At 72.2% G+C, this 22133-nt stretch carries 25 protein-coding genes; 22 read left to right on the top strand and 3 right to left on the bottom strand.

The features are described from left to right. The first annotated feature begins 198 nt into the window (after nt 1–198). From ACH4E8_RS30410 to ACH4E8_RS30380, 7 genes are all read left to right on the top strand, one after another. Nucleotides 199–1344, top strand: coding sequence for a SchA/CurD-like domain-containing protein (locus tag ACH4E8_RS30410; RefSeq protein WP_398454320.1), 1146 nt, complete (start codon nt 199–201; stop codon nt 1342–1344). 94 nt (nt 1345–1438) lie between these two features. Continuing rightward, nucleotides 1439–1876 carry a cupin domain-containing protein gene (locus tag ACH4E8_RS30405; protein WP_398454318.1) on the top strand — a complete coding sequence of 146 codons (438 nt, stop codon included), beginning with the start codon at nt 1439–1441 and terminating at the stop codon, nt 1874–1876. Next, a complete protein-coding gene (locus ACH4E8_RS30400; RefSeq protein ID WP_398454316.1) occupies nt 1873–3138 on the top strand; it encodes a beta-ketoacyl-[acyl-carrier-protein] synthase family protein in 1266 nt (421 codons plus the stop codon). Before ACH4E8_RS30405 ends, ACH4E8_RS30400 begins: the two co-directional genes overlap by 4 nt. Next, complete coding sequence (locus ACH4E8_RS30395) at nt 3138–4394, top strand: ketosynthase chain-length factor (RefSeq protein WP_398454314.1); 1257 nt, start codon at nt 3138–3140, stop codon at nt 4392–4394. The genes ACH4E8_RS30400 and ACH4E8_RS30395 overlap by 1 nt, the downstream gene beginning before the upstream one ends. A gap of 52 nt (nt 4395–4446) precedes the next feature. After that, entirely contained in the window at nt 4447–4722 is a 276-nt protein-coding gene (locus ACH4E8_RS30390; RefSeq protein WP_398454312.1) for an acyl carrier protein, read from the top strand. A 1-nt stretch (nt 4723) separates the two neighbouring features. Continuing rightward, nucleotides 4724–5182 carry an SRPBCC family protein gene (locus ACH4E8_RS30385; RefSeq protein WP_398454309.1) on the top strand — a complete coding sequence of 153 codons (459 nt, stop codon included), beginning with the start codon at nt 4724–4726 and terminating at the stop codon, nt 5180–5182. Then, nucleotides 5179–5532, top strand: a complete 354-nt coding sequence (locus tag ACH4E8_RS30380; protein WP_398454306.1) for a TcmI family type II polyketide cyclase — start codon at nt 5179–5181, stop codon at nt 5530–5532. The genes ACH4E8_RS30385 and ACH4E8_RS30380 overlap by 4 nt, the downstream gene beginning before the upstream one ends. A gap of 84 nt (nt 5533–5616) precedes the next feature. Here the strand turns inward: ACH4E8_RS30380 and ACH4E8_RS30375 are convergent, their stop codons facing one another. Both ACH4E8_RS30375 and ACH4E8_RS30370 read right to left on the bottom strand, forming a co-directional pair. Then, a complete protein-coding gene (locus ACH4E8_RS30375; protein ID WP_398454304.1) occupies nt 5617–6696 on the bottom strand; it encodes a methyltransferase in 1080 nt (359 codons plus the stop codon). A gap of 283 nt (nt 6697–6979) precedes the next feature. Further along, nucleotides 6980–8089, bottom strand: coding sequence for a nitrous oxide reductase family maturation protein NosD (locus ACH4E8_RS30370; protein WP_398454301.1), 1110 nt, complete (start codon nt 8087–8089; stop codon nt 6980–6982). 183 nt (nt 8090–8272) lie between these two features. Here ACH4E8_RS30370 and ACH4E8_RS30365 point away from each other — a divergent pair, with 183 nt between their 5' ends. The 8 genes from ACH4E8_RS30365 to ACH4E8_RS30330 all read left to right on the top strand — a co-directional run bounded on the left by ACH4E8_RS30365 (nt 8273) and on the right by ACH4E8_RS30330 (nt 15258). Beyond that, complete coding sequence (locus ACH4E8_RS30365; RefSeq protein ID WP_398454298.1) at nt 8273–9196, top strand: phosphotransferase family protein; 924 nt, start codon at nt 8273–8275, stop codon at nt 9194–9196. An 86-nt stretch (nt 9197–9282) separates the two neighbouring features. After that, the gene (locus tag ACH4E8_RS30360; protein ID WP_398454295.1) at nt 9283–9684 is read left to right on the top strand and encodes a hypothetical protein; all 402 of its coding nucleotides are present in this window, start codon (nt 9283–9285) and stop codon (nt 9682–9684) included. A gap of 120 nt (nt 9685–9804) precedes the next feature. Then, nucleotides 9805–10938, top strand: coding sequence for a PLP-dependent cysteine synthase family protein (locus tag ACH4E8_RS30355; RefSeq protein WP_398454293.1), 1134 nt, complete (start codon nt 9805–9807; stop codon nt 10936–10938). Then, nucleotides 10935–12224 carry an MFS transporter gene (locus ACH4E8_RS30350; protein ID WP_398454291.1) on the top strand — a complete coding sequence of 430 codons (1290 nt, stop codon included), beginning with the start codon at nt 10935–10937 and terminating at the stop codon, nt 12222–12224. Before ACH4E8_RS30355 ends, ACH4E8_RS30350 begins: the two co-directional genes overlap by 4 nt. Nucleotides 12225–12329: 105 nt before the next feature. Continuing rightward, nucleotides 12330–13088: a DUF899 family protein gene (locus tag ACH4E8_RS30345; RefSeq protein WP_398454288.1), complete on the top strand. Its 759-nt coding sequence runs from the start codon at nt 12330–12332 to the stop codon at nt 13086–13088. A 54-nt stretch (nt 13089–13142) separates the two neighbouring features. Continuing rightward, nucleotides 13143–13397, top strand: a complete 255-nt coding sequence (locus ACH4E8_RS30340) for a DUF1049 domain-containing protein (RefSeq protein WP_398454285.1) — start codon at nt 13143–13145, stop codon at nt 13395–13397. Nucleotides 13398–13420: 23 nt separating this feature from the next. Then, entirely contained in the window at nt 13421–14551 is a 1131-nt protein-coding gene (locus ACH4E8_RS30335) for a PP2C family protein-serine/threonine phosphatase (protein WP_398454283.1), read from the top strand. Between the two features lie 185 nt (nt 14552–14736). Beyond that, the gene (locus ACH4E8_RS30330) at nt 14737–15258 is read left to right on the top strand and encodes a cupin domain-containing protein (protein ID WP_398454281.1); all 522 of its coding nucleotides are present in this window, start codon (nt 14737–14739) and stop codon (nt 15256–15258) included. A 65-nt stretch (nt 15259–15323) separates the two neighbouring features. On the opposite strand, the gene ACH4E8_RS30325 is transcribed toward ACH4E8_RS30330, so the two are convergent. Further along, entirely contained in the window at nt 15324–16025 is a 702-nt protein-coding gene (locus ACH4E8_RS30325) for a TetR/AcrR family transcriptional regulator (protein ID WP_398454278.1), read from the bottom strand. A 321-nt stretch (nt 16026–16346) separates the two neighbouring features. Between ACH4E8_RS30325 and ACH4E8_RS30320 the strand changes: the two genes are divergently transcribed. The 7 genes from ACH4E8_RS30320 to ACH4E8_RS30290 all read left to right on the top strand — a co-directional run bounded on the left by ACH4E8_RS30320 (nt 16347) and on the right by ACH4E8_RS30290 (nt 21416). Next, nucleotides 16347–16523 carry a hypothetical protein gene (locus ACH4E8_RS30320; RefSeq protein WP_398454276.1) on the top strand — a complete coding sequence of 59 codons (177 nt, stop codon included), beginning with the start codon at nt 16347–16349 and terminating at the stop codon, nt 16521–16523. 535 nt (nt 16524–17058) lie between these two features. Continuing rightward, the gene (locus ACH4E8_RS30315) at nt 17059–17607 is read left to right on the top strand and encodes a MauE/DoxX family redox-associated membrane protein (RefSeq protein ID WP_398454273.1); all 549 of its coding nucleotides are present in this window, start codon (nt 17059–17061) and stop codon (nt 17605–17607) included. Nucleotides 17608–17637: 30 nt separating this feature from the next. After that, nucleotides 17638–18225 (top strand): TlpA family protein disulfide reductase, encoded by a 588-nt coding sequence (locus ACH4E8_RS30310; protein WP_398454270.1) that lies wholly within the window; start codon nt 17638–17640, stop codon nt 18223–18225. Next, nucleotides 18222–20084: an ABC transporter ATP-binding protein gene (locus ACH4E8_RS30305; protein WP_398454267.1), complete on the top strand. Its 1863-nt coding sequence runs from the start codon at nt 18222–18224 to the stop codon at nt 20082–20084. Before ACH4E8_RS30310 ends, ACH4E8_RS30305 begins: the two co-directional genes overlap by 4 nt. Then, the gene (locus tag ACH4E8_RS30300) at nt 20081–20557 is read left to right on the top strand and encodes a S26 family signal peptidase (protein ID WP_398454265.1); all 477 of its coding nucleotides are present in this window, start codon (nt 20081–20083) and stop codon (nt 20555–20557) included. The genes ACH4E8_RS30305 and ACH4E8_RS30300 overlap by 4 nt, the downstream gene beginning before the upstream one ends. Nucleotides 20558–20682: 125 nt before the next feature. Beyond that, on the top strand, nt 20683–20907 hold the full coding sequence (locus tag ACH4E8_RS30295; RefSeq protein ID WP_398454391.1) for a hypothetical protein: 225 nt from the start codon (nt 20683–20685) through the stop codon (nt 20905–20907). 104 nt (nt 20908–21011) lie between these two features. Then, entirely contained in the window at nt 21012–21416 is a 405-nt protein-coding gene (locus tag ACH4E8_RS30290; RefSeq protein ID WP_398454263.1) for a hypothetical protein, read from the top strand. Nucleotides 21417–22133 lie beyond the last annotated feature (717 nt).

The following is a 22133-nucleotide window of genomic DNA, read 5'->3' as shown; positions in this document are numbered from 1 at the left end:
CGGCGGATCACGATCGGATCACGGGAGCGCCCCGGCACGTCGGGGCGAACGCGCGCAGCCGAGGGGCACCGCCCCGCCGCCGGCGCGCGGACCACCCGACACCCACGAGGGAACGAACACGCAAGCGACGGACGGACGACGGACGAGCGGGTGGGCCCGCAGCCCGACGGGCGTGGTCGCGAAGGAGTGTGAACACCGATGACCACCTTGTCGGAACGCATATCGCAATCCGTCTTCGACGGCTCCAGGCTCCGGGTGATCCTCCTGCTCGACCTGCACGAAGGCGCGCAGCGGGAGTTCTTGGAGGCGTACGAGCACATGCGCAACAGCGTCGCCTCGGTGCCCGGACACATCAGCGACCAACTCTGCCAGTCCATCGAGAACCCCTCGCAGTGGCTGATCACCAGCGAGTGGGAGAGCGCACCGCCCTTCCTCGCCTGGGTCAACAGCGAGGAGCACGTGCAGACCGTCCAACCGCTGCACAGTTGCGTGCGGGACACCCGGTCGCTGAAGTTCAACGTGCTGCGGGAGACCGGACAGGCGTTCAGCGTCGCCCCCGAACAGCAGCGCAGGCCGCCCGCCGACGCCCGCGCCTCGGTGCGCGTCGGCGACGGCGTCGTGCGCCACGCCCTCACCTTCACGGTGCGGCCCGGCAGCGAGGAGACCGTCGCCAAGATCCTCGCCGGCTACAGCGCACCGGCCGCCCGCGTCGACGACCACACCCGACTGCAACGCACCTCGCTCTTCATGCACGGCAACCGCGTCGTGCGGGCGATCGAAGTGCAGGGCGACCTGATGGCCGCGCTGCGGCACGTCGCCCGGCAGCCCGAAGTGCGGGCCGTGGAGGAGGCCATCAACCCCTATCTGGAGCAGGACCGGGACCTGGACGACCCCAACTCCGCCCGGATCTTCTTCACCCGCGCCGCACTGCCCGCGGTGCACCACGTCTCCGGCGAGGGCCGCCGGCCGCGCGAGGTCAACCGGCACGCCCTCTTCTACGAGGCCAAGGAGGGCTGCGGCCTGGCCGTCGCCCGGCTCCTGTCCGAACAGGACGAGGCGGCCGCGGCGCACCCCGAGTACCCGATCGTCAGCAGCACCGTCTTCCACCGGGAGGACCTCGTCGTCCGCCTGGTCGACGTCAGCGGCCCGATCGAGGACCACGCGGTCGCCGCCCTCGGGGTCCAGGGCCCCCGCAAGGCCGCCGCCCTCGCCCGACTGCTGGTCGACGGCGATCGGCTGCCGACCGCCCTGGACGTCCAACCGGGCGACGCGGCGGTGGCCCGCTACGTGAGCCGCGTCGACATGCAGCTCATCACCGACCGCCTGGCACCGGAAGAGAACTGACCCCGCGCCCGATCGGCCCGCCCCGGGCCAGGCCCCGTGCACCCGTCCACCGGGTGCACGGGCCCGGGGCCCACAGACGGAGGAAGAAGCCAGCATGACCACGCACACCCCACGCATCGTGGACCTCAGCGAGACCAAGCCCAACACCCGGCGCGGCGGCGACCTGCGCGCCCTGCTCACCCCCACCGCGGTGGGGGCGACCAGCGGGTTCATGGGCCTCGCCATCGTGCAGCCCGGCGAACGCATCGGCGAGCACTACCACCCGTACTCCGAGGAGTTCGTGTACGTCGTCAGCGGCCTGCTGGAGGTGGACCTGGACGACGTCACCCAGCAGATCCGCCCCGACCAGGGGCTGCTGATCCCCAAGGACGTGCGGCACCGGTTCCGCAACGTCGGCGACGAAGAGGCCCGGATGGTCTTCCACCTCGGCCCGCTCGCCCCCCGGCCCGAACTCGGCCACGTCGACACCGAGGAGACCCCCGCAGCGGCCCCGCACGGCAGCCCGCCGCAGCGGTCGGGGGCCGTTTCATGAGGCGGCGGGTGGCGGTCACCGGGGTGGGCATCGTGGCCCCGGGCGGTGTCGGCGCCCCGGCGTTCTGGGACCTGCTGGAGAACGGGCGCACCGCGACGCGCGGCATCACGCTCTTCGACCCGACGGGCTTCCGCTCCCGGATCGCCGCCGAGGTCGACTTCGACCCTTCGGCACACGGCCTCGACCGGGAGGACGCCGCCCGCCAGGACCGGTACATCCAGTTCGCGCTGGTCGCGGCCCGGGAGGCGATACGCGACGCCGGGATCGACCCCGGCACCGAGGACCCCTGGCGCATCGGGGTCTCCCTGGGCAGCGCCGTCGGCGGCACCACGCGACTGGAGCACGACTACGTCGCGGTGTCCGCCTCCGGCACCCGCTGGGCGGTCGACCACCGCCCGGCGGGCCCCCACCTGCACCGCGCCTTCACCCCCGCCACCCTCGCGTCGGCGGTGGCCGAACAGGTCGGCGCCAAGGGCCCCGTGCAGACCGTCTCCACGGGCTGCACCTCCGGCCTCGACGCCGTCGGATACGCCTTCCAGAGCATCGAGGAGGGCCGCGCCGACGTCGTCGTGGCGGGCGCGTCGGACTCCCCGATATCCCCGATCACGGTGGCCTGCTTCGACGCCATCAAGGCCACCTCCCCCAACAACGACGACCCCGAGCACGCGTCCCGGCCCTTCGACGCCGACCGCGACGGCTTCGTCATGGGGGAGGGCGGCGCGGTCCTCGTGCTCGAAGAGCTGGAACGCGCCCGGGCCCGCGGCGCCACCGTCTACTGCGAGATCGGCGGCTACGCCACCTTCGGCAACGCGTACCACATGACCGGACTCACCAAGGAGGGACTGGAGATGGCCCGCGCCATCGACGAAGCCCTCGACCACGCCCGGCTCGACCGCACCGCCGTCGACTACGTCAACGCCCACGGCTCCGGCACCAAGCAGAACGACCGCCACGAGACGGCGGCCGTCAAGCGCTCCCTGGGCGACCACGCCCACCGGACGCCCATGAGCTCCATCAAGTCCATGGTGGGGCACTCGCTCGGGGCGATCGGCGCGATAGAGCTGGTGGCCTGCGTGCTGGCGATGGACCGCCAGGTGGTGCCGCCGACGGCCAACTACGAGACCGCGGACCCCGAGTGCGACCTGGACTACGTGCCGCGCACCGCCCGCCAGCGGAAGCTGCGCACCGTGCTCTCCGTCGGCAGCGGGTTCGGCGGATTCCAGTCCGCGGTCGTCATGACCCGGCCCGGAGGGAGGACCTGATGGGCAGTTCCACGGGCGCCAGGCCCGACAGACGCACCGTGATCACCGGCATCGGAGTCGTCGCCCCCAACGGCATCGGCGCCGACGTCTTCTGGAAGTCAACCCAGGAGGGCATCAGCGTCCTCGACCGGATCTCCCGCGACGGCTGCGAACAACTGCCGCTGCGGGTCGGCGGCGAAGTGCGCAACTTCGAGGCGAGCGCGGTCATCGAGGACCGCTTCGTGGTGCAGACCGACCGCTTCACGCACTTCGCGATGGCCGCCGTCGAACTCGCCCTCGCCGACGCCCGGCTCGGCCGCGCCGACTACCAGGACCAGCCGTACTCCGTCGGCGTGGTCACCGCCTCCGGCTCCGGCGGCGGCGAGTTCGGCCAGCGCGAACTGCAACAGCTGTGGGGCCGCGGCTCCCGCTTCGTCGGCCCCTACCAGTCCATCGCCTGGTTCTACGCGGCCACCACCGGCCAGGTCTCCATCCGCGGCGGCTTCAAGGGCCCCTGCGGGGTGGTGTGCAGCGACGAGGCCGGCGGACTGGACGCGCTCGCCCAGTCCGCGGCGGCCGTCGCCCGCGGCACCGACGTCGTCGTGGTGGGCTCCACCGAAGCGCCCCTCGCGCCCTACTCGGCGGTCTGCCAACTCGGGTACCCGGAGCTGAGCCGCAGCGACGACCCGACGCGCGCCTACCGGCCGTTCACCTCCGACGCGTGCGGCTTCGCACCCGCGGAGGGCGGCGCGATGCTCGTCACCGAGGAGGAGTCCACGGCGCTGCGGCGCGGGGTGCGCCCCCGGGCGTACGTCGCCGGCCACGCCGCCACCTTCACCGGACCCTCCCGGTGGACCGAGTCCCGCGAGGGGCTGGCCCGGGCGATCAGCGGCGCGCTGGCGGCCGCCGACACCGCCCCGGAGGAGGTCGACGTCGTCTTCGCCGACGCGCTCGGCACCCCCGAGGCCGACCGGGCGGAGGCCCTGGCCCTCGTCGACGCACTGGGCGCGCACGGCCGCCGCGTACCGGTCACCGCGCCCAAGACCGGCATCGGCCGGGCGTACTGCGGCGGCCCGGTGCTGGACGTGGCCGCCGCCGTGCTCGCCATGGAGCACGGACTGGTGCCGCCGACGCCGAACGTCTTCGACGTCTGCCACGACATCGACGTGGTGACGGGCCGGGCCAGGCGCACCCCGCTGCGCACCGCGCTGGTGCTCAGCCGCGGGCTGATGGGGTCGAACGCGGCCCTGGTGCTGCGCAGCGCGGCCCCCGAATGACCCCTGCTGACCGCCCCGACCCCTGCATCGAGGGCACGAAGGAGTACGACCCATGAGCGAAACGGACAGCACGACCAGCCTCACCCACGGCGAACTGGCCGAACTGATGCGCAAGAACGCCGGCATCAACGTCGACCCCGCCGCGCTGGCGGACAACCCCGCCACCCCCTTCGAGGAGTACGGCCTGGACTCGCTGGGCCTCCTCGGGATCGTGGCCACGCTGGAGAACCAGTTCGGCCACCCGATGCCGCAGGACGCGGAGCGCTGCAAGACGCCCCGCGAGTTCCTCGAACTCGTCAACGACACCCTGCTGAAGAGCGGAGCCTGAAGTGCCCGGACACACCGAGAACGAGATCACCGTCGCCGCCCCCCTGGACCTGGTCTGGGAGATCACCAACGACCTGGAGAACTGGCCGCAGCTGTTCAGCGAATACGCCTCGGTCGAGATCCTGGAACGGCGCGGCGACACCACCACCTTCCGGCTGACCATGCACCCGGACGAGAACGGCAAGGTGTGGAGCTGGGTCTCCGAACGCACCCCCGACCGGCAGAAGCGGCAGGTCTCCGCCCGCCGGGTGGAGACCGGCCCGTTCGAGCACATGGACATCCACTGGGAGTACTCGGAGGTGCCCGGCGGCACCCGGCTGCACTGGCGGCAGGACTTCGCGATGAAGACGGACGCACCCGTCGACGACGCGTGGATGACCGACAACATCAACCGGAACTCCAAGGTCCAGATGGCGCTGATCAGAGACAAGATCGAAGCGCGGGCGGGGGCGCGGCGATGAGCCCCGACCCCGTCGCGACCACCACCCACCAGGCGCTGATCGTCGCCCGGATGGCACCGGACGCGGCGCCCGGCATCGCGGAGCTGTTCGCCGAGTCCGACCGGGGCGAACTGCCGCACCTCGTCGGCGTCACGCGGCGCAGCCTGTTCCAGTTCGGCGAGGTGTACCTGCACCTCATCGAGTCGGACCGGCCGCCGGGCCCGGCGATCGCGAAGGTGACGGAGCACCCCGACTTCCAGCGGCTGAGCGAGGACCTGAAGGCGTACGTCCGCGCGTACGACCCGGCGACCTGGCGCAGCCCCAAGGACGCGATGGCGCACCGCTTCTACAACTGGGAGCGCGACGGCTGAACACGCAAGCGCTCGACACGGGCGACGCCCCGGAGACCGGAGGGTCTCCGGGGCGTCGCCCGGTCGTGCACGGGGGACGGCGCCTCAGTGCGCGGCGGCGACTTCCGGGACCACGGCCTCGAAGGCGTGCAGATACGGGTTGATCGGCCGGACCGCGTCGATCCGCAGGCCCGCCTGGGTGATCCGCTCCACCATGCTGTCCCTGGTGTGCTTGGCGCCGCCCACGTTCAGCAGCAGCATCAGGTCCATGCCGGTGGTGAACTTCATCGACGGGGTGTCGTCGACCAGGTTCTCGATGACCACGACCCGGGCGCCGGGGCGGGCCGCGGCGATCACGTTCCGCAGCGTGAGCAGGGTGCTGTGGTCGTCCCACTCCAGGATGTTCTTGATGACGTAGAGGTCGGCGGCGACCGGGATGTCGTGCCGGCAGTCGCCGGGGACGATCTCGGCGCGCTCGGCCAGTTCCCCGCCCGCCCGCAGCCGGGCGTCGGCCTTCGCCACCACCTCGGGCAGGTCCAGCAGGCTGCCCCGCAGGTCCGGGTGCTTCTCCAACAGGCTGGCCAGCACGTGCCCCTGGCCGCCGCCGATGTCGGCGACGGAGGCGATGCCCGTCAGGTCGAGCACGTCGGCGACCTCCCGCGCGGACTGTTGACTCGACGTGGTCATGGCGCGGTTGAAGACCTGCGCCGACTCGTGCGCGTCCTGGTGCAGGTACTGGAAGAAGCCCTTGCCGAACAGCTCGTCGAAGACGGTGTCCCCGGAGCGGACCGCGTCGTCCAGCCGCGGCCACGCCGCCCAGGTCCACGGCTCGGTGCACCACAGGGCGATGTACTTGAGGCTGCGCGGGTGGTCCTCGCGCAGCATCCGGGACATCTCGGTGTGGGCGAAGGTGCCGTCCGGCCGCTCGGTGAAGACGTCGTAGCACGCCAGGGCCCGCAGCAGCCGGCGCAGCGGCTTGGGTTCGGCGGTCACGGCGGCGGCGAGTTGTTCCGCGGTGGCGGGCTCGTCGTCGAGGGCGTCGGCGACGCCGAGGCGGGCGGCGGCCCGCACCGCGGCGGCGCAGGCCGCGCCGAAGGCGAGTTCGCGCAGCCGCATCGCCGGGGGAGGGGCGGCGGGGTCGGTGCCGGCGGCGGTCCGGTCGGGTCTGGTGCTCAGGGTGGTCATGGCTTCGTTCTCCTGGCGCGTGGGGGAGGGCCGGGCAGGGCCGGCCTGGGTCGCCTGGGTCGTGTCTTCGAAGTCCCGTCTGCCCGTCGTGTCCTGGCACGCACGCTCGCCGCGTTGTCGTCGGTCGCCAATGCACCGCATCGACTCCCTCCTCCGCCTTGCGATCGCACGCACCAGGCCCCGCCGGCCCCGCCCAAAGGGCGGACGACGCTACTTCGAAGACGCTCCCCAGGGGTCCGCCCGGCCCGGCCGGGTTGGTGCGGGGACGGGATGGGGACCGGCGTCAGCACAGTCCGCTGGGCTTGGACGAGGCGCACTCGTTGCGGGCGAAGGTGTTGCCCGAGCCGTTGCCGCGGTCGACCAGGTCCGCTGCGGTGTTGTCCGTCACGGTGTTGTGCTCGATGACGTTGTTCGTGTTGGTGGCGCCCACGTAGCTCTCGGCCAGGATGATGCCGCCGGCCAGCAGGGTGGTGCTGTGGTGGCCCTGCACCACGTTGCCCCGGATCTCGGTGGCGTCGGAGCCGGTGAGCACGATGCCGGAGCCCTGGATCGCGGGCAGCCGGGGCGTCTTGGCGCAGTACTTGTTGTTCTCGCGGATGGTGTTCGAGCGGATGGCGATGTCACCGGAGCCCGGTCGGGACTCGTCGCTGACGACGAAGATCCCGGCGCAGTTCGCGGAGATCTCGTTCGCTTGCGCGGACACGTTCCTGATCCGCTTGAGCATGATCCCGAGCCGGTTGTCGGTGAGCTCGTTGTCCGCGACGACCGAGCGGAGGCTGTCGTGGGCCGCGGCCTCCTGCCCGACGATGTTCGTCAGCATGATGCCGGCGTCCTTGTTGCCGCGGGCCACGTTGTCGCGGAACTCGCCCCGGGTGGACTGCTCCTGCCCGATGCCCCAGGTGCCGTTCTTCTCGGCCGTCACCTGTCGTACGGTCAGCCCGTCCGTGCGGGAGGCCCACAGCCCGCCCTTGGCGAACCCCGAGACCGTCAGGGAGCGGATGGTGACCCCGCTGACCTTCGCGTCCTTCGTGCCGGTGACGCAGATGCCGTTGCCGGCCTTCGCGCAGGCGTGCGCGGCGCGCCGTTCGGCGTCGGCGGGCGGCGCGAGCACCGTGCCGGGCCCGGCGCCGCGCAGGGTCAGGCCCGGGGTGGTGATCTGGACGCTCTCCCGGTGGGTGCCGGGCGACAGGACGACGACGTCCCCCGGCTTCGCGGCGTCCACCGCCGCCTGGACGGACTCGCCGGGCTGCACGGTGTGCCGTGCGCCGTGGTGGCCCGCGGCGGCCGACGGCACCGCGGCCACCCCCGAGACCAGCGCGGCGGCGACGGCCAGGACACCGGCGCGCCGCCGGCGACGGCTGGGCAATCTGTGGATTTTATGGGTTTTCGTCATGAAGCCGAAGCTAGGGGCGTTCCGGGGACCCTGCCACACGGGGTGACCAGATGGCTTCACGGTGTGCTGCGACCGGGTTGCTTCCCCGCCCCCGCACGAGTTGACGCCGGATCACGAGCGGCGCCGGCCCGCCCCCGAGAAACCCCGTTGTCCGCGGCGGCGGACACGACCTAGGGTTCCCGCATGCTGCCGCTGGTGGAGACGGTCGAACAGTGGGATGCCACCGTCCCCGACGAGTCCGTGATGCGTCCCGGAGTGCTGGACCTGTGCGATCGGCTCGGGCTCACCGGCCGACCGCTGACGCGGTTCGCCGAGGGCTCGCAGCCCGTCTACGCGGTGGGCGACGAGCACGTTCTCAAACTCTTCCCGGCAACCGCGGCCGAGGGCGGCGTCGTCGAGGGCCGGGTGCTGTCCCACCTCGACGGCCGGCTGCCCGTCCCGACGCCCCGGGTGCACGCCTTCGGGGCGTACGAGAACGGCTGGCGGTACGTGCTGATGTCCCGGCTCCGCGGTGAGAACCTGGCCCGCTGCTGGGACCGCGTGCCGCCGGCGGACCGCGAACGGCTCGTCCACGAGGTCGGCGAACTCCTCGGCGTACTGCACTCCCTCGACCCCGCTCCCCTCGACGACGCACTGGGACCGGGGGAGTGGGACGCCTTCGTCGAGCGCCGACGGGCCGGTGCCGTGGCGCAGCAGCGGGCGCGCGGGCTGTCGGACGCCTGGCTGGAGCAGATCCCGGACTTCCTCGCCGCCGTCCCGCTGCCGTCCGCGCCCGGCCGGTCCCTGCTGCACACCGAGGTCATGCGGGAGCACTTCCTCGTGGACCCCGACGGCTGGCGGCTGACCGGGCTCTTCGACTTCGAGCCGGCGATGCTGGGCGACGGGGCGTACGACTTCGTGGGCGTCGGCGTCTTCGTCACGGCCGGCGACCGGGCGCTGCTGACCCGGCTGACGGCGGCGTACGGCCGCACCTTCGCGCCGCCCGAACTGCTCGCGTACGCCCTCCTGCACGTGTACAGCGACCTGCCCTGGTACCTGCGGGAGTTGGGCGCGCCCCCGGCGGGCACGCTGCCCGCGCTCGCGGAGGCGTGGTTCGGTACGGACTGACCCGGACCCGCGCCGGGCCGACCTCGAACGGACGTGCTCACCGAGCTCGGAATGACGCCGGGTGGTCGATCGCCTACGTTGGGTCGATGATCGGTTCGCGGCTGGGCGCATGCGCCGGCAGGCCCCCGGGACGCCTCGTCCTGCTGGTGGGCCTCGTGGTGCTCGTCGTCGCGCACCTCGCCGGGGCCGTGCACCGCTCGGGCACCACCGGCCCGCACCTCGTGGTCGCCGCCGCTCCCTGCCATCACGAGGCCGCCGGCGCCTTCGCGCCCGGGCACGAGGGCGACGACGGGGGCGAGCACATCGACCACGGGGTCGACCGGCCCCGCGCCCAGGACGCCGACGCGCCGGCCCAGGGCGCGATCGAGCAGCCGCAGTCGGACGCGGCGCTCGACCGCGTCGTGCCCTGCGGGCCGTGCCGGGCCGCGCCGTCCGAGGCCGTCGACGGCCGGACGAGACTCGTGCGCCACTGCGTGCTGCGCCAGTAGGCGGCGCCGCGCACCCCACCCCCGTGGTCCTCGCACCGGTGGTGCGGTGCGCCCGTGCGCCCCCACACCTACTGCCCATGCGCACCCGTGCCGTTGCCGCGGTGCGCAGGAGTCACGCACATGAACCGTTCCCTGCTGGCACCGCACGCCCTGGGGGCCTCCGCCCCCGTGCCGGTGACCGCCCGCCGCCCCGCGCACCTGGTCGGCGACACCCCCGTCCTGTGGATCGACGAGCCCTTCGCGCCGCCCGGGTGCGGATTCCACGCCAAGTTGGAGGGTGCCAACCCCGGTGGCATCAAGGACCGGCCCGCCCTGCACATGGTCGGCGAGGCCCGCCGACGGGGTGAACTCCGTCCCGGCGCCGCCATCGTGGAGTCGTCCAGCGGAACCCTCGGCCTCGGGCTGGCGCTGGCCGGGCGGACCTACGGCCACCCCGTGACGGTCGTCAGCGACCCCGGGATGGAGCCCGCCGTGGCGAAGCTGCTCACCTCGCTGGGCGCCCGGGTGGACCTGGTGACGGAGCCGCACCCCGCGGGCGGCTGGCAGGAGGCCCGTCGGCTGCGGGTCGCCGAACACCTGGCGCGCCACCCGCGGGCGTACTGCCCCGACCAGTACGGCAACCCCGACAACGTCGCCGCCTACGGTCCGCTCGCCGCCGAACTGCTCGCCCAACTCGGCCGGGTCGACGTCCTGGTGGCCGCCGTCGGCACGGGCGGGCACTCGGCGGGCGTCTCCGCCGCGCTCCGGGCGGCGAACCCGGCGCTGAAGGTGATCGGCGTCGACGCGGTCGGCTCGAAGATCTTCGGGCAGCCCGCCGGCCCCCGGTTGATGCGCGGCCTGGGCTCCAGCATCCACCCCCGCAACGTCGACTACGCGACCTTCGCCGAAGTGCACTGGGTCGCGGCCGCGGAAGCCGTGTGGGCCTGTCGGCTCCTGGCCCGCCGGCACTACGCGTTCGGCGGGTGGAGCGTGGGCGCGGTGGCGCTGGTCGCCGGCTGGGCGGCCCGGACGCTGCCGGTCGGAACCCGGATCGCGGCCGTCTTCCCCGACGGGCCCCACCGCTATCTGGACACCGTCTACGACGACGCCTGGTGCCGCGAGCGCGGCCTCCTGGACGGGCCGCCCGCGCCCGAACCGGATGAGATCGCCGAGCCGGACGAACGCGTCGTACGGCGGTGGACGCGGTGCCGGCGGGTCCGGGACCCGCTGGGGCGCACCCCCGCGTCCGCGCCGGCCGGGGCCGGCCCCCGATGAGGACTGCACGGGCCGGGGCGCCGGAGCGGGCCCGACTCGCTTCCTTCGCCCCCGCCGTACGGCTGCTGATGGTCAACCAGTTCGGCATCAACCTCGGCTTCTACATGCTGATGCCGTACCTCGCCGACCACCTCGCCCACGGGCTCGGCCTGGCGGCGTGGACCGTCGGGCTGGTCCTGGGCGCCCGGAACCTGTCCCAGCAGGGCCTGTTCCTCGTCGGCGGCGCGCTCGCCGACCGCTACGGCTGCAAACCGCTGATCGTCGCGGGCTGCGTGCTGCGCACGGTCGCCTTCGCCCTGCTCGCCGTGGCCGACACCCTGCCCCTGCTGATCGTCGCCCTGCTGCTCACCGGTTTCGCCGGCGCGCTCTTCAACCCCGCGGTCCGCGCCCTCCTCGCGGCGGAGGCCGGCGAGGAGCGGCGGGTGGCGGCGTTCGCCCTCTTCAACGTCTTCTACCAGGCCGGCATCCTGGCCGGCCCCGTCGTCGGCCTCGCGCTACTGACCTGGGACTTCCGGGTCGTCTGCGCCGTCGCCGCGGTCGTCTTCGGGGTGCTGGCGGCGGTGCAGGTCCGGGCGCTCCCCGACCGGCAGGTGGCGGACCGGGGCGACCGGCCGGGCTGGCGGGAGGTCGCGGCCGACTGGCGCGCCATCGCCGCCAACCGGCCCTTCGTGCTGTTCGCCGTCGCCATGAGCGGCTCGTACGTCCTGGCCTTCCAGGTCTATCTGGCGCTGCCGCTGCGGGCCGGGGAGGTCTTCGGCGCGGACGCGGGACGGGTGACCGGGGCCGTCTTCGCCGTCTCGGCGCTCGCCGCCGTCCTCGGGCAACTCCGGCTGACCGAATGGGCGAAGCGCACCTTCGCCGGCCCGCGGGCGATCGCCGTCGGGCTGCTGGTGATGGGCGCCGCGTTCGTCCCGCTCCTCGTGCCCGTGGGCGCGGGCCGGGGGGCGGCCGGGCGCGCGGTGGCCCTGACCGCGCTGGTGCTCTGCGCCGCGCTGCTGGCCTGGGGCGGCGCGCTGCTCTACCCGTTCGAGATGGACACCGTCGTCACGCTGGCGAAGGGCCGTCTCGTCGCGACCCACTACGGCGCGTACAGCACCGCGTCCGGCGTCGCGGTCTGGCTGGGCAACCTCGCGGTGGGCGCGCTGTTCGACCTCGGGGCGGCGTGGCTTCCGTGGGCCGTGCTGACCGCGACCGGCGCGGCCTGCGCGGCTGCGGTGGCCGCCCTCCACTGCGGCGGCCACCTGGCCCCGCCGGGCGAGGCCCGCGCAGCGGCGCCCGTCGGCTAGACGCTCGACGACAAGGGCTACTGCAACCAAACGGTTGCAGTAGCCTGGCTGATGTGCAATCTTTGGGTTGCAGGTTGATGGGGGGAACGCCCGAGGGGAGAAGTCATGCACACCGCCGACGACGAGCGCGAGGGCGCGCCGGCGCTGCCGCCGGTCGCCGACCGGACCGCCTTCCAGGCCCGACTGGACGAACTGCGGATCCGCGAGAAGGCGCACACCCGGGAGGGCGACGCGATCGCGGCGGCCCGCCGACGGCTACCCATGGTCGAGGTCGCCGCCGACCTCGAACTGACCGGCCCCGACGGCCCGGTCACCCTGCTCGACGCCTTCGAGGGGCGCCGCCAGCTCATCGCGTACTACTACATGTGGCACGAGGGTCACGACGCGGCCGGGCAGTGCGACGGCTGCACCTGGATCGGCTCCCAGGTGCAGGAACTGTCGTACCTGCACTCCCGCGACATCACCTACGCCGTCCTCTGTCAGGGCCCGTACCCCGAGAGCAGCCGCTACCGGGACTTCATGGGCTGGGACGTGCCGTGGTACTCGGCCCTGCCGTCGCAGCGCGAACTCCTCGTCGGCCGCCGGGTCGGCATGATGCACCTGGTCTGCTACCTGCGCGACGGCGACCGGGTGTACGAGACGTACTGGACGACGAGGCGCGGCGTGGAGGTGATGGACTACAGCTACGCGCTCATGGACCTCACCGCGTACGGACGCCAGGAGCTGTGGGAGGACTCCCCGTCCGGCTGGCCGCGCATCCGGGGCGAAGCGCCCGAGGAGCACATCCGGTTGCGGAGCGATGGACGCCCCATCCCCCACTGGTCCCGCATCGAGGCCGGGCGTTCGGACGACCTCACGGACTGACCCGGCCGGTCGCCCCGAGGGCCCATATGTCACCCCTCGTCAATAATGTGAGTTATGTCGAAAAACTTCGATAGCTCACACGGACCGTCCACCCTCACGGTCAAGGGCCGGGACGTGCGGCTGCGCACCATCGGCTTCGTGCTGCTGGTGGCCCTGGCCATCTGGTTCATCGCCGCCAACACGGGGTCCGTGACCATCAGGCTGTGGATCCCGACCGTCACCCTCCCGCTCTGGAGCGTCCTCACGGTCACCCTGGTCGTGGGGGTCGTGCTCGGCCTGCTCATCGCCCGACGCCGCGCCCGGCGGTGAAGGGCAAGGGCGTCGGCCGTCGGGTGTGGGATGAGCCGGCGCCACTGCTGCCGCACCTGTCCCGGGTGTCGCGCCTGCTGCCCTTCCTCCTCATCGGGCTCGGGGTCGCGTTCCAGGTCGCCACACCCGCTCAGCTCAGCGGCACCCCGTTCTTCGTCGCCGCCCCGCTGATGGCCGCCCCGCTCTTCAGCACGGCGCGGACCGTGGCCATCGGCGGCCTGGCCTTCGCCGTCGCCGCGGTCCTGCGGGTGATCGCCCAGGCGGGCGGGGAGCCGGCCGCCCTGCCGAACTCGGTCACCCAACTGACCACGATCGTGTTCGTCATGGTCATCGCCGTCCTGCTGAACGTCGTGGTGCGCCGCGGACGCGACCAACTCGCCTCGTCCCGCGAGGTGGCCGAAGCCGCCCAGCGCGCGGTGCTGCCCGTCCCCGCCGAGGACATCGCGGGGCTGTGCGTGGCCGCCCGGTACGAAGCGGCCCAGCGCGAAGCGCTGATCGGCGGAGACCTGTACGGCGCCCGGCCCACCCCCTTCGGCGTACGTCTGGTGATGGGCGACGTCCGCGGCAAGGGCATCGCCGCGATCGAGACGGTCTCCGTCGTCCTCGGTGCCTTCCGGGAGGCGGCGGACCAGGAACGGACGCTCGCCGCCGTGGCGCGCCGCCTGGAGGGCGCGCTCAGCCGGGAGCGCCTGGGGCGGGCGGACGCGGACGATCCGGAGGACTTCGTCACCTGCGTCCTGGTGGAGATCCCCGCCGATCACGGCGTCCTGCACGTCCTGAACTGCGGCCACCCCGCCCCCCTCCTGCTCGACGCCGAGGGACGGGTCACGACCCTCACGCCGCGGTCCTTCCACCCGCCGCTGGGCATGCCGGACCTGGCCCCCGCCCGCCACGCGCCCGACACCTGGGACTTCCCGCCGGGCGTCACGCTGCTGCTGTACACCGACGGCATCTCGGAGGCGCGGAACGCGGCCGGCGCCTTCTACGACCCCGCCGGCTGGCTGACGGGCCGGGAGTTCCCGACCCCGGCCCGACTCCTGAGCACCCTCGTGGACGACGTGCGCCGCTTCTCCGGCGGACTCGCCACCGACGACACCGCACTGCTCGCCGTGCACAGGCCCCGACCGCACGCCGCATCTGCCGCACGGTGGTGAACGACCGGGGACGTGCCCGGCGCCCGCACTGCTCGCCGCGCACAACCCCTTGTGCTGCGGCACGCCGCCCGCCCGTCCGGCCGTACGCCTCCGGGCGGGCTACCGTGAAGCCGTCGCCGGCGACGCGACACCCCTGAGGGGGAGCAGCACGCCGGCGAAGACCTGACCGACGGAAAGCGCACACGATGTCGTACCTGCCAGACCTCGACCTCGACTATCCGGAGCCGCGCTACCGCGGCGACACGGGCGAAGTGAACGCGGTGTTCCGCAGCGCCGACACCCCGCCCGAGGTGTCGTCGCCCGGCGGATCCACCCACTACCTCGCCACCCACGGGTCGACCGGCGGCGAGTTCGGCCTGTACAAGGCGGTCCTGGGGCCGCGGTCGGCCGGAGCCAAGACCCACTTCCACAAGACGATCTCGGAGTCCTTCTACGTCCTCTCCGGCGAACTGGAGCTGTACGACGGGGAGCGGTGGGTCACGGGCCGCGCCGGTGACTTCCTGTACGTGCCGGTCGGCGGCCTGCACGCCTTCAAGAACGTCACCGACGAGCCCGTGTCCATGCTCATACTGTTCGCCCCGGGCGCCCCGCGCGAGGAGTACTTCGAACAGGTCGCGCAGATGTCGCGGCGCGGCGGCGAGGAGCTGAAGCAGTTCCGCGTCCGGCACGACAGCTACTTCGTGGAGGACTTCGACCCCGGCCGCTGACGCTGCCGCCGTGCGCGTCGGTGGCGGTCCGCCGCCCCCGGCGGCGGGTCAGCCCGTGGGTGTCGTCAGTCGGCGGGACGGGCCTCAGCGATCTGCGCCAGCCACTGGCCGAGCAGGGCCGATTCGGCGGACGTGAAGGGCTCGGGGGTGAGGTCGTCCAGCGACGACGCCAGCGTGGTCGCCGCCGCCCTCCGCGCGTCGTCCGCCGGCGAGCCGTCGGCGGGCAGGTCGACCAGGATGGCCCGGTGGACCGCGTCGCGGACCAACGTCGACAGGCTCACGTCCGGATACTGCGAAGGACGGGAGATCAGGGCGAGCGCGACGCCCGTGTTCCCGGCCATGACCATGCGGGCGGCCTCCTCGGGCAGCACGCGCAGGCGCCCTTGCACGGCGAGCCGCTCAAGGACTTCGCGCAGCAGCCGCATGGCTTCCGCCGCCGCAGCGGGCTCGGAGCGCAAGGTCGGCGAGCACATCAGTTTGTACGCACTGGGGTTGGCCAGCGCGAACGCCGTGTGGCTGTCCCATCCCGCCCGTAGGTCGAACAGCGGATCCTCGGACTTCTCGGCGGCCCGCTTCACCGCCAGGTACTGGTCCCAGACGTGGTCGATCGTGGCTGCGAGCAGATCGTCCTTGTCGTTGAAGAACCGGTACAGCACGGGTTGTTGCACACCGGCCGCCTCGCAGACGGCACGGGTGGACACGTCGGCGCTCGGTGACCGTGCCAGCAACGTCGCCGCAGCCTTGATTATCGCCGATCTCGTATCCATGTAATCGACGATAGTGGCCCGTCGCTTCGGTGACAACAGGGATCCGCGACGCCCGACTGACCTCAGCGGACCTGGTGCAGGGCGCCGAATTGACGACGGTGCAGGTGTGGAATCCCGCGTGCCGGTGTTCGGAACGCGTGCGGAACGTTGCGGAACGCCGTCCTGCCGTTGAACCCCGTGCTCACCCCGTCCCAGACTCGTCACCGTTCACCCCGCCCCGCTCATCGGGTCGGGTCCACACCCTCTCGCTTCCTCAACCGGAGCCTTCCTAGCGGATGTCTGCCCTTGGGGCGCGAGGGGTCATCGAAGGGAGGAGTGGTCATGATCAACAAGCTTGGAAGCCTCGGCACCGCCCTGCTGGAGCGGTTCCTTCCCACCGCGGACGCGGACGCAGCCACATGCAGGACGGTTTGCAACGCGGAGGGCTACTGGCAGGTCCGGTGCTGCGAGCGCGGCAGGTGCTGGTGGGATGGCGAGCCGTCGATCAACCCCTGCTGACGGTAGAGCGACAGTGACCCGGGAGGGCGTACCGCTCGGTGCGCCCTCCCCTCGCGCCCCGGACCACGGAAGAAGCTGCGATGAACTGCTTCGCTCACGCCGACCCGGTTGCCCACGTACGGAGACGTACCGGTTCTTCGGGACGTACCGGACCGCCGTTCAGGCGTTGAGCGCCGTGCTTGCACCGCTCCAGACTCACCATCGTTCACCAAGCCGCCTCTTTGATCCGGGTCCGGACATCCTCAATCTCCCTAGTCGAAAGGAGGAGTGGTCATGCTCGGCAAGCTGGGAACCCTCGGCACCACCTTGCTGGAACGGTTCCTTCCCAGGGCTGACGCGGACGCGCTCAGGTGCGTCGTGCGATGCACCTCGCAGGGGTACTGGCAGGACTGGTGCTGCGACGGGCCCGGCACTTGGTGCTGGTGGGCTGGCGAGCCGTCGATCAACCCCTGCTGACGGCTGATCAACAGTGACCCGGGAGGGCGTACCGCTCGGTGCGGCCTCCCCTCGCGTTCCGGACCCGAAGGAAGCTGCGATGAACTACTTCGCTTACGGCGTGCGCGGGCTCCTGACTGTCGTGTTCCTCGTCGCCGTGGTCGGCAAGGTCGGCAGGTCCGGCGCGTTCTCCGGCTTCGTCGACTCGTTGCGGCCGCTCGCCGCGGTGCCCGAGCCGGCCGTACGGGCCGCGGCCCTCGCCGTGGTCGCGGTGGAGGGCGCAGTCTGCCTCGCGCTGGTCTGGCCGTACCCGCCGGCGACCCGGGCGGGTCTGCTGGCGGCCACCGCCCTCCTCGCGGTGTTCGCCGTGGTCATCGCCCGCTCGGTGAGCCGAGGAACCGCCGTGCGCTGCCGGTGCTTCGGGCGCTCGGTCGAGCCGCTGGGGCGGGCGCACGTCGTACGGAACGGGCTGCTGGCGACCGTCGCCGGCGCGGGCGCTGCGGCGGTGGCGACCGGGCCGGTCGGCGGGCCGGACCTCGGGGCGGCCGCGGTGGCGTGGTGCGCGGGCGCAGTCGTCGGGGGCCTGGTCACCGTGGCGGAGGACCTGGTGAGCCTGTTCCGGCCCGCTGCCCCTTCCCTGACCGAGTAACCGAGTGATCGAGTAACTGAGAGGTGCTGGATGGCTGTTCTGACCGCCGCAGTGGTGCTCGGCGGCATGCTGTGCGTACTGGATCTGCTGCTCACCATCGGGGTGATCAAGAAGCTACGGGAGTACGGCCCGGCCGGGCCCGCGCGTGCACCGGGCCCGGGGATGACGCCGTTGAGCCCCGGCGAGGAACTGCCCGCCTTCACCGCCGTCACGGTGGACGGCGAAAGGGTCGACCGGTCCTCGTTGCCGGGCGAGGCGCTGATCGCCTTCCTCTCGCCGAACTGCGCGCCGTGCCGGGCGGAGCTGCCCGAACTCGTCTCGTACGCCGCCGCCGAGCCCGGCGGCCGGAACCACACGCTCGCCGTCGTGGTCGGCGATCCGGCGGAGTGCGAGGGCTTCGTCCGGGAGTTGAGCCCGGTGGCCCGGGTCGTCGTGGAGCCGAGGGGCGGGCCGGTGTGCGCGGCCCTGCGCGTGGACGCGTTCCCCACGAACCTGCGCGTCCGCTCCGACCGTGACCGGGACCTGGACCTCGGTCTGGGCCTGGGCCCGGACCCGGACCGCACCGTCGTCGTCACCGGCCATGCAGTGAAGCTGACACGGGAGGCGTCGGCGCGATGAACCCACCCGTGCCCGCGTCCCGGGGCGGGCTGCGGCTGGCCGTCTCCCTGGCGTTCGGGGCCGCTCCCGTCGCGTGCGTGCTGTTCAGCGTGCTGAGCCTGGCCGCCGGTCTGCTGACGGTCGTCACCGCGTGGTTGACCAAGTCGGTGCTGGACAACCTGGGTTCGGACGCGGGCATGAGCGCGCTGCTCGCCCCGGGCATCGGCCTCGTGGCCGTCGGTACCGCCGCCGCACTCCTGCCGCACCTGTGCCGCTATCTGTCCGCGGAGGTGAACCGGCGCACCGCGCTGCGCGCCGACGCCCGGCTCTTCACGAAGGCGGCGGGCTTCCCCGGCCTGAGCCGCTTCGAGGACCCGAAGTTCCTGGACCGGCTCCAACTGGCCCGGCAGGGCGGTGGTCACGTTCCCGCGCTGGTGCTGAACGCGGCGCTCGGCCTGGCGCGGTCCGCGATCACGGTCACCGGGTTCCTCGGTTCGCTCCTGGTGCTGAACCCGGTCCTGGCCGTCCTGGTGGCCGCCGCCGGGGTGCCGACGCTCTGCGCGGAGATCGCCCTCGCACGTCGACGGGCGGGCGTGGCCTGGCGCGTCGGGCCGGTGGAGCGGCGGGAGTGGTTCTACGCCGGTCTCCTGGCGGACGCCGACACGGCGAAGGAGGTGCGCCTCTTCGCCATCGGCGACTTCCTGCGGGACCGGATGCTCACCGAGCGAGGGACGGTGAATGCGGCCCGCCGGGCCGTGGACCGGCGTGAGGTCTCCGTGCAGTCGGGCCTCGGGTTGCTCGCCTCGCTGATCACGGGCGGGAGCCTGCTGTGGGCGGTGTACGCGGCGTCCCGGGGCCAGTTGTCGGCGGGTGACGTCACGCTCCTCGTCGCCGCCATCGCCGGCACCCAGTCCGCGTTCGCCGGGCTGGCGCACGAGGCGGCCCTCGCCAAGGAGTCGCTGCTGAACTTCGGCCACTACCAGTACGTGCTCGACGCCCCGCCCGACCTGGTGCTCGCGCCCGAACCCCGGTCGTTGCCCGTCCTGCGCCGGGGCATCGAGCTGCGCGACGTGTGGTTCCGGTACTCGGAGCAGCATCCGTGGGTCCTCAAGGGCGTCAACCTGACCATTCCCCGGGGCAGTTCGATCGGCCTGGTTGGCCTCAACGGTGCCGGTAAGACGACGCTGGTCAAATTGCTGTGCCGGTTCTACGACCCGACCCGGGGCGCCATCCTGTGGGACGGCGTCGACCTGCGCGAGGTCGACCCGGTGGAGCTGCGCGACCGGATCACCGCGGTGTTCCAGGACTTCGTCCAGTACGACCTGACGGCGGCCGAGAACATCGCCCTGGGTGATCTGGGCGCGCTCGATGACGAGGAGCAGATCGTGTCGGCCGCCCGGCGAGCCGGGGCGCACGACACCCTCGAAGCGTTGCCGAAGGGCTATCAGACACCGCTCACCAGGACGTTCTTCATGGAGGCGGACAAGGACGACCCCGAGTCGGGCGTGCTGCTGTCCGGCGGCCAGAGCCAGCGGCTGGCCCTGGCGCGGGCCTTCCTGCGAGGCACGCGGGACCTGATGATCCTCGACGAGCCGTCAGCGCGACTGGACGCCGAAGCCGAGTACGAGATCCACACCTCGATCACACGGCACCGCCGCGGCCGGACCAGCGTCCTGATCTCCCACCGGATGGGCTCCCTCCGCCACGCCGACGTCATCGTCGTCCTCTCCGACGGGTGCATCGTCGAACACGGCGACCACGCAAGACTGTTGGCGGTCGGTGGCGAGTACGCGCGGCTCTTCGCCATCCAGGCCGCGGGCTACCTGCCCGACGCCGACGGACCGTCCGAGGGAACAACGCTGACAGAGGTGTCTCCGTGACCGGCGGGCGGAGCATGTGGGGGGTGTCGGCGGTGGCGTTGGCCGTCCTCGCGGCCTGCGGCGCGGTCACCGCCCGCCGGCTGCTCGTCGTCACCGTGCGCGGGCCGAGCATGACGCCCACCCACCACCACGGGGACCGGTTGCTGGTGCGCCGTACGCGCACGGTGCGCCGGGGACAGGTCGTGGTGGTGCTGCGCCCACGGTCACCGGCGGTCTGGCGGGAGGACCGGCACAGTCCGCTGATCGTGAAGAGGGTGGCGGCGGTACCGGGGGAGTCGGTGCCGCCCGGGTCGGTGCCCCAGTCCACGGAGAGCCGGGACGGGCGGGTGCCACCGGGCCTCGTGGTCCTCCTCGGCGACAACACCGCCGCCAGCGTGGACTCGCGCCACTTGGGCTTCTTCCCGCACGGCGACGTGATCGGGGTGGTGACGCGGTCGCTGTCCCGGCCCCAAGAGCTGCCCCGTGACTACTGACCGGGGCGGACGCCCCGGACGTGTGCGATCACGTCTGGTTGGCCCAGGCTGGCACGGTTGACCTGGCCTCGGCCTCGGATCACGCCGTCTGCGGCCAGTCGTTTCCTCAGGGCGTCGGGTGCCAGATGGGTCTCGAAGTCCTCGCTGAGGCCCCGCCCCGTATCTGCGTACTCGTAGCGGACTGCGTACGGCACGTCTTCGCCCGCATGAAGACCTGGAAGATCCTCCGCGACTGCCGCCTCAAAGGCGACGGCGTCCACCACGCCATGCTCGGCATCGCCCGCCTGCACGACCGCACCCTCGCCGGATGGGCAACCAGCCGGGCCCGCGGCCAGCCACACCTGAGCTAGTGTGCCGAGGCCCGGTAGTTGTCACTGCTGGCACCGGATGGCCTGCGAAGGAACCAGGTCGAAGCACTCGGACTGTCACCAGAGAGGCGCTGCAGTTGTCACACGTGGCCGATGGCTGGGTCGTGCGGGCACCGGCGCGCAGCCTGACTCGCGAGGACCTCATCGCCATGCTTCGCGAACAGACCCTGGCCTGCGCACCTGCCCGTGACGCCTTGATCTCCGGGGGTACCTTCGCCGTCTGGGACGGTCTGGTCCCTGCCAGCCGGCACGCGGGGGTGTTCGGGATTCGAATCCGGACGGCTGCTCGGCGCGGCCACACCATCGAGGGCCTCGTCGCCAGTGTCGACATCCTCCGGCAGGCTGGGGATGAACTTCTTCGTACCGGTTGCGTTGACTCTGCGGACAGGTCGTCCGTGTTCACGATCTTCCTGAACTCCTCAGCGACGGAAGTCCTGGCCTGCGCAGGCGGGCGCCGGCCCAACCCGCTGCCATCGCCAGCAGACGAGTGACAACACACCGGCCTTGGTGTCAACGCGTCGTGCGAGGTGAGAACGATCAGGACCTTCACGACACTCCCTGTCCACGTTGGACCAACGCCATCCGTCCGCCCGGCGCAACGAGCAGCCCGGTCTGCACCTTCTCAAAGCTTTCCGTGTGGAGAGCGTCGGTGGTGGGTATCCAGGCCGCGGCAATCGCGTGAGAACCGATTGTCGACCCGGTCGAGGCCCAGGTGGGCGTAGGAATTGCTCTTCTTTCTTCGTAAAATTAAGGGCTTCGCAAAGTTAAGGAAACGGCCTCCGCGGGCGGTGTGCTGGCTGAAATTCGAGCGGTCACCGCGTGATGGTCGGTGAGTCTGAAAGGGCCGCCCCACCCTGGGCACGTCGCGGTCGAATCCCCCGTGCCGTCATGAATCGATGACCGCTGCACATCGGATCGGTCCGTAAGAGTGCAGGTGATAGGGGGTCGGGAGGTGGATCCTGGGATATGGTCCGGCCTCGTGACGGTCACTCCAGAGACTCGATGGGGCCTTCGAATTCACGCGGTCATGGTCGCGTTGGCTTCGCTGGCCGCACTTGCGGCGGTCATCCCACAGGCTACCGCTGCCGAAAGCGACCCGCTGAAGGCGGTGAACACCTCCGCCCTCCTCCTGCATCCGCGCGAAATGCCGAAGGTCGACCCGGGGAATACAGCAAGGGGCATTGTCGAAGCCCTTGAGACCGCCCGCG

The organism is Streptomyces sp. NPDC017979, assembly GCF_044328175.1.
In the GTDB taxonomy this organism is placed as follows: Bacteria; Actinomycetota; Actinomycetes; order Streptomycetales; family Streptomycetaceae; genus Streptomyces.
This window is presented reverse-complemented; position numbering and strand designations above follow the sequence as displayed.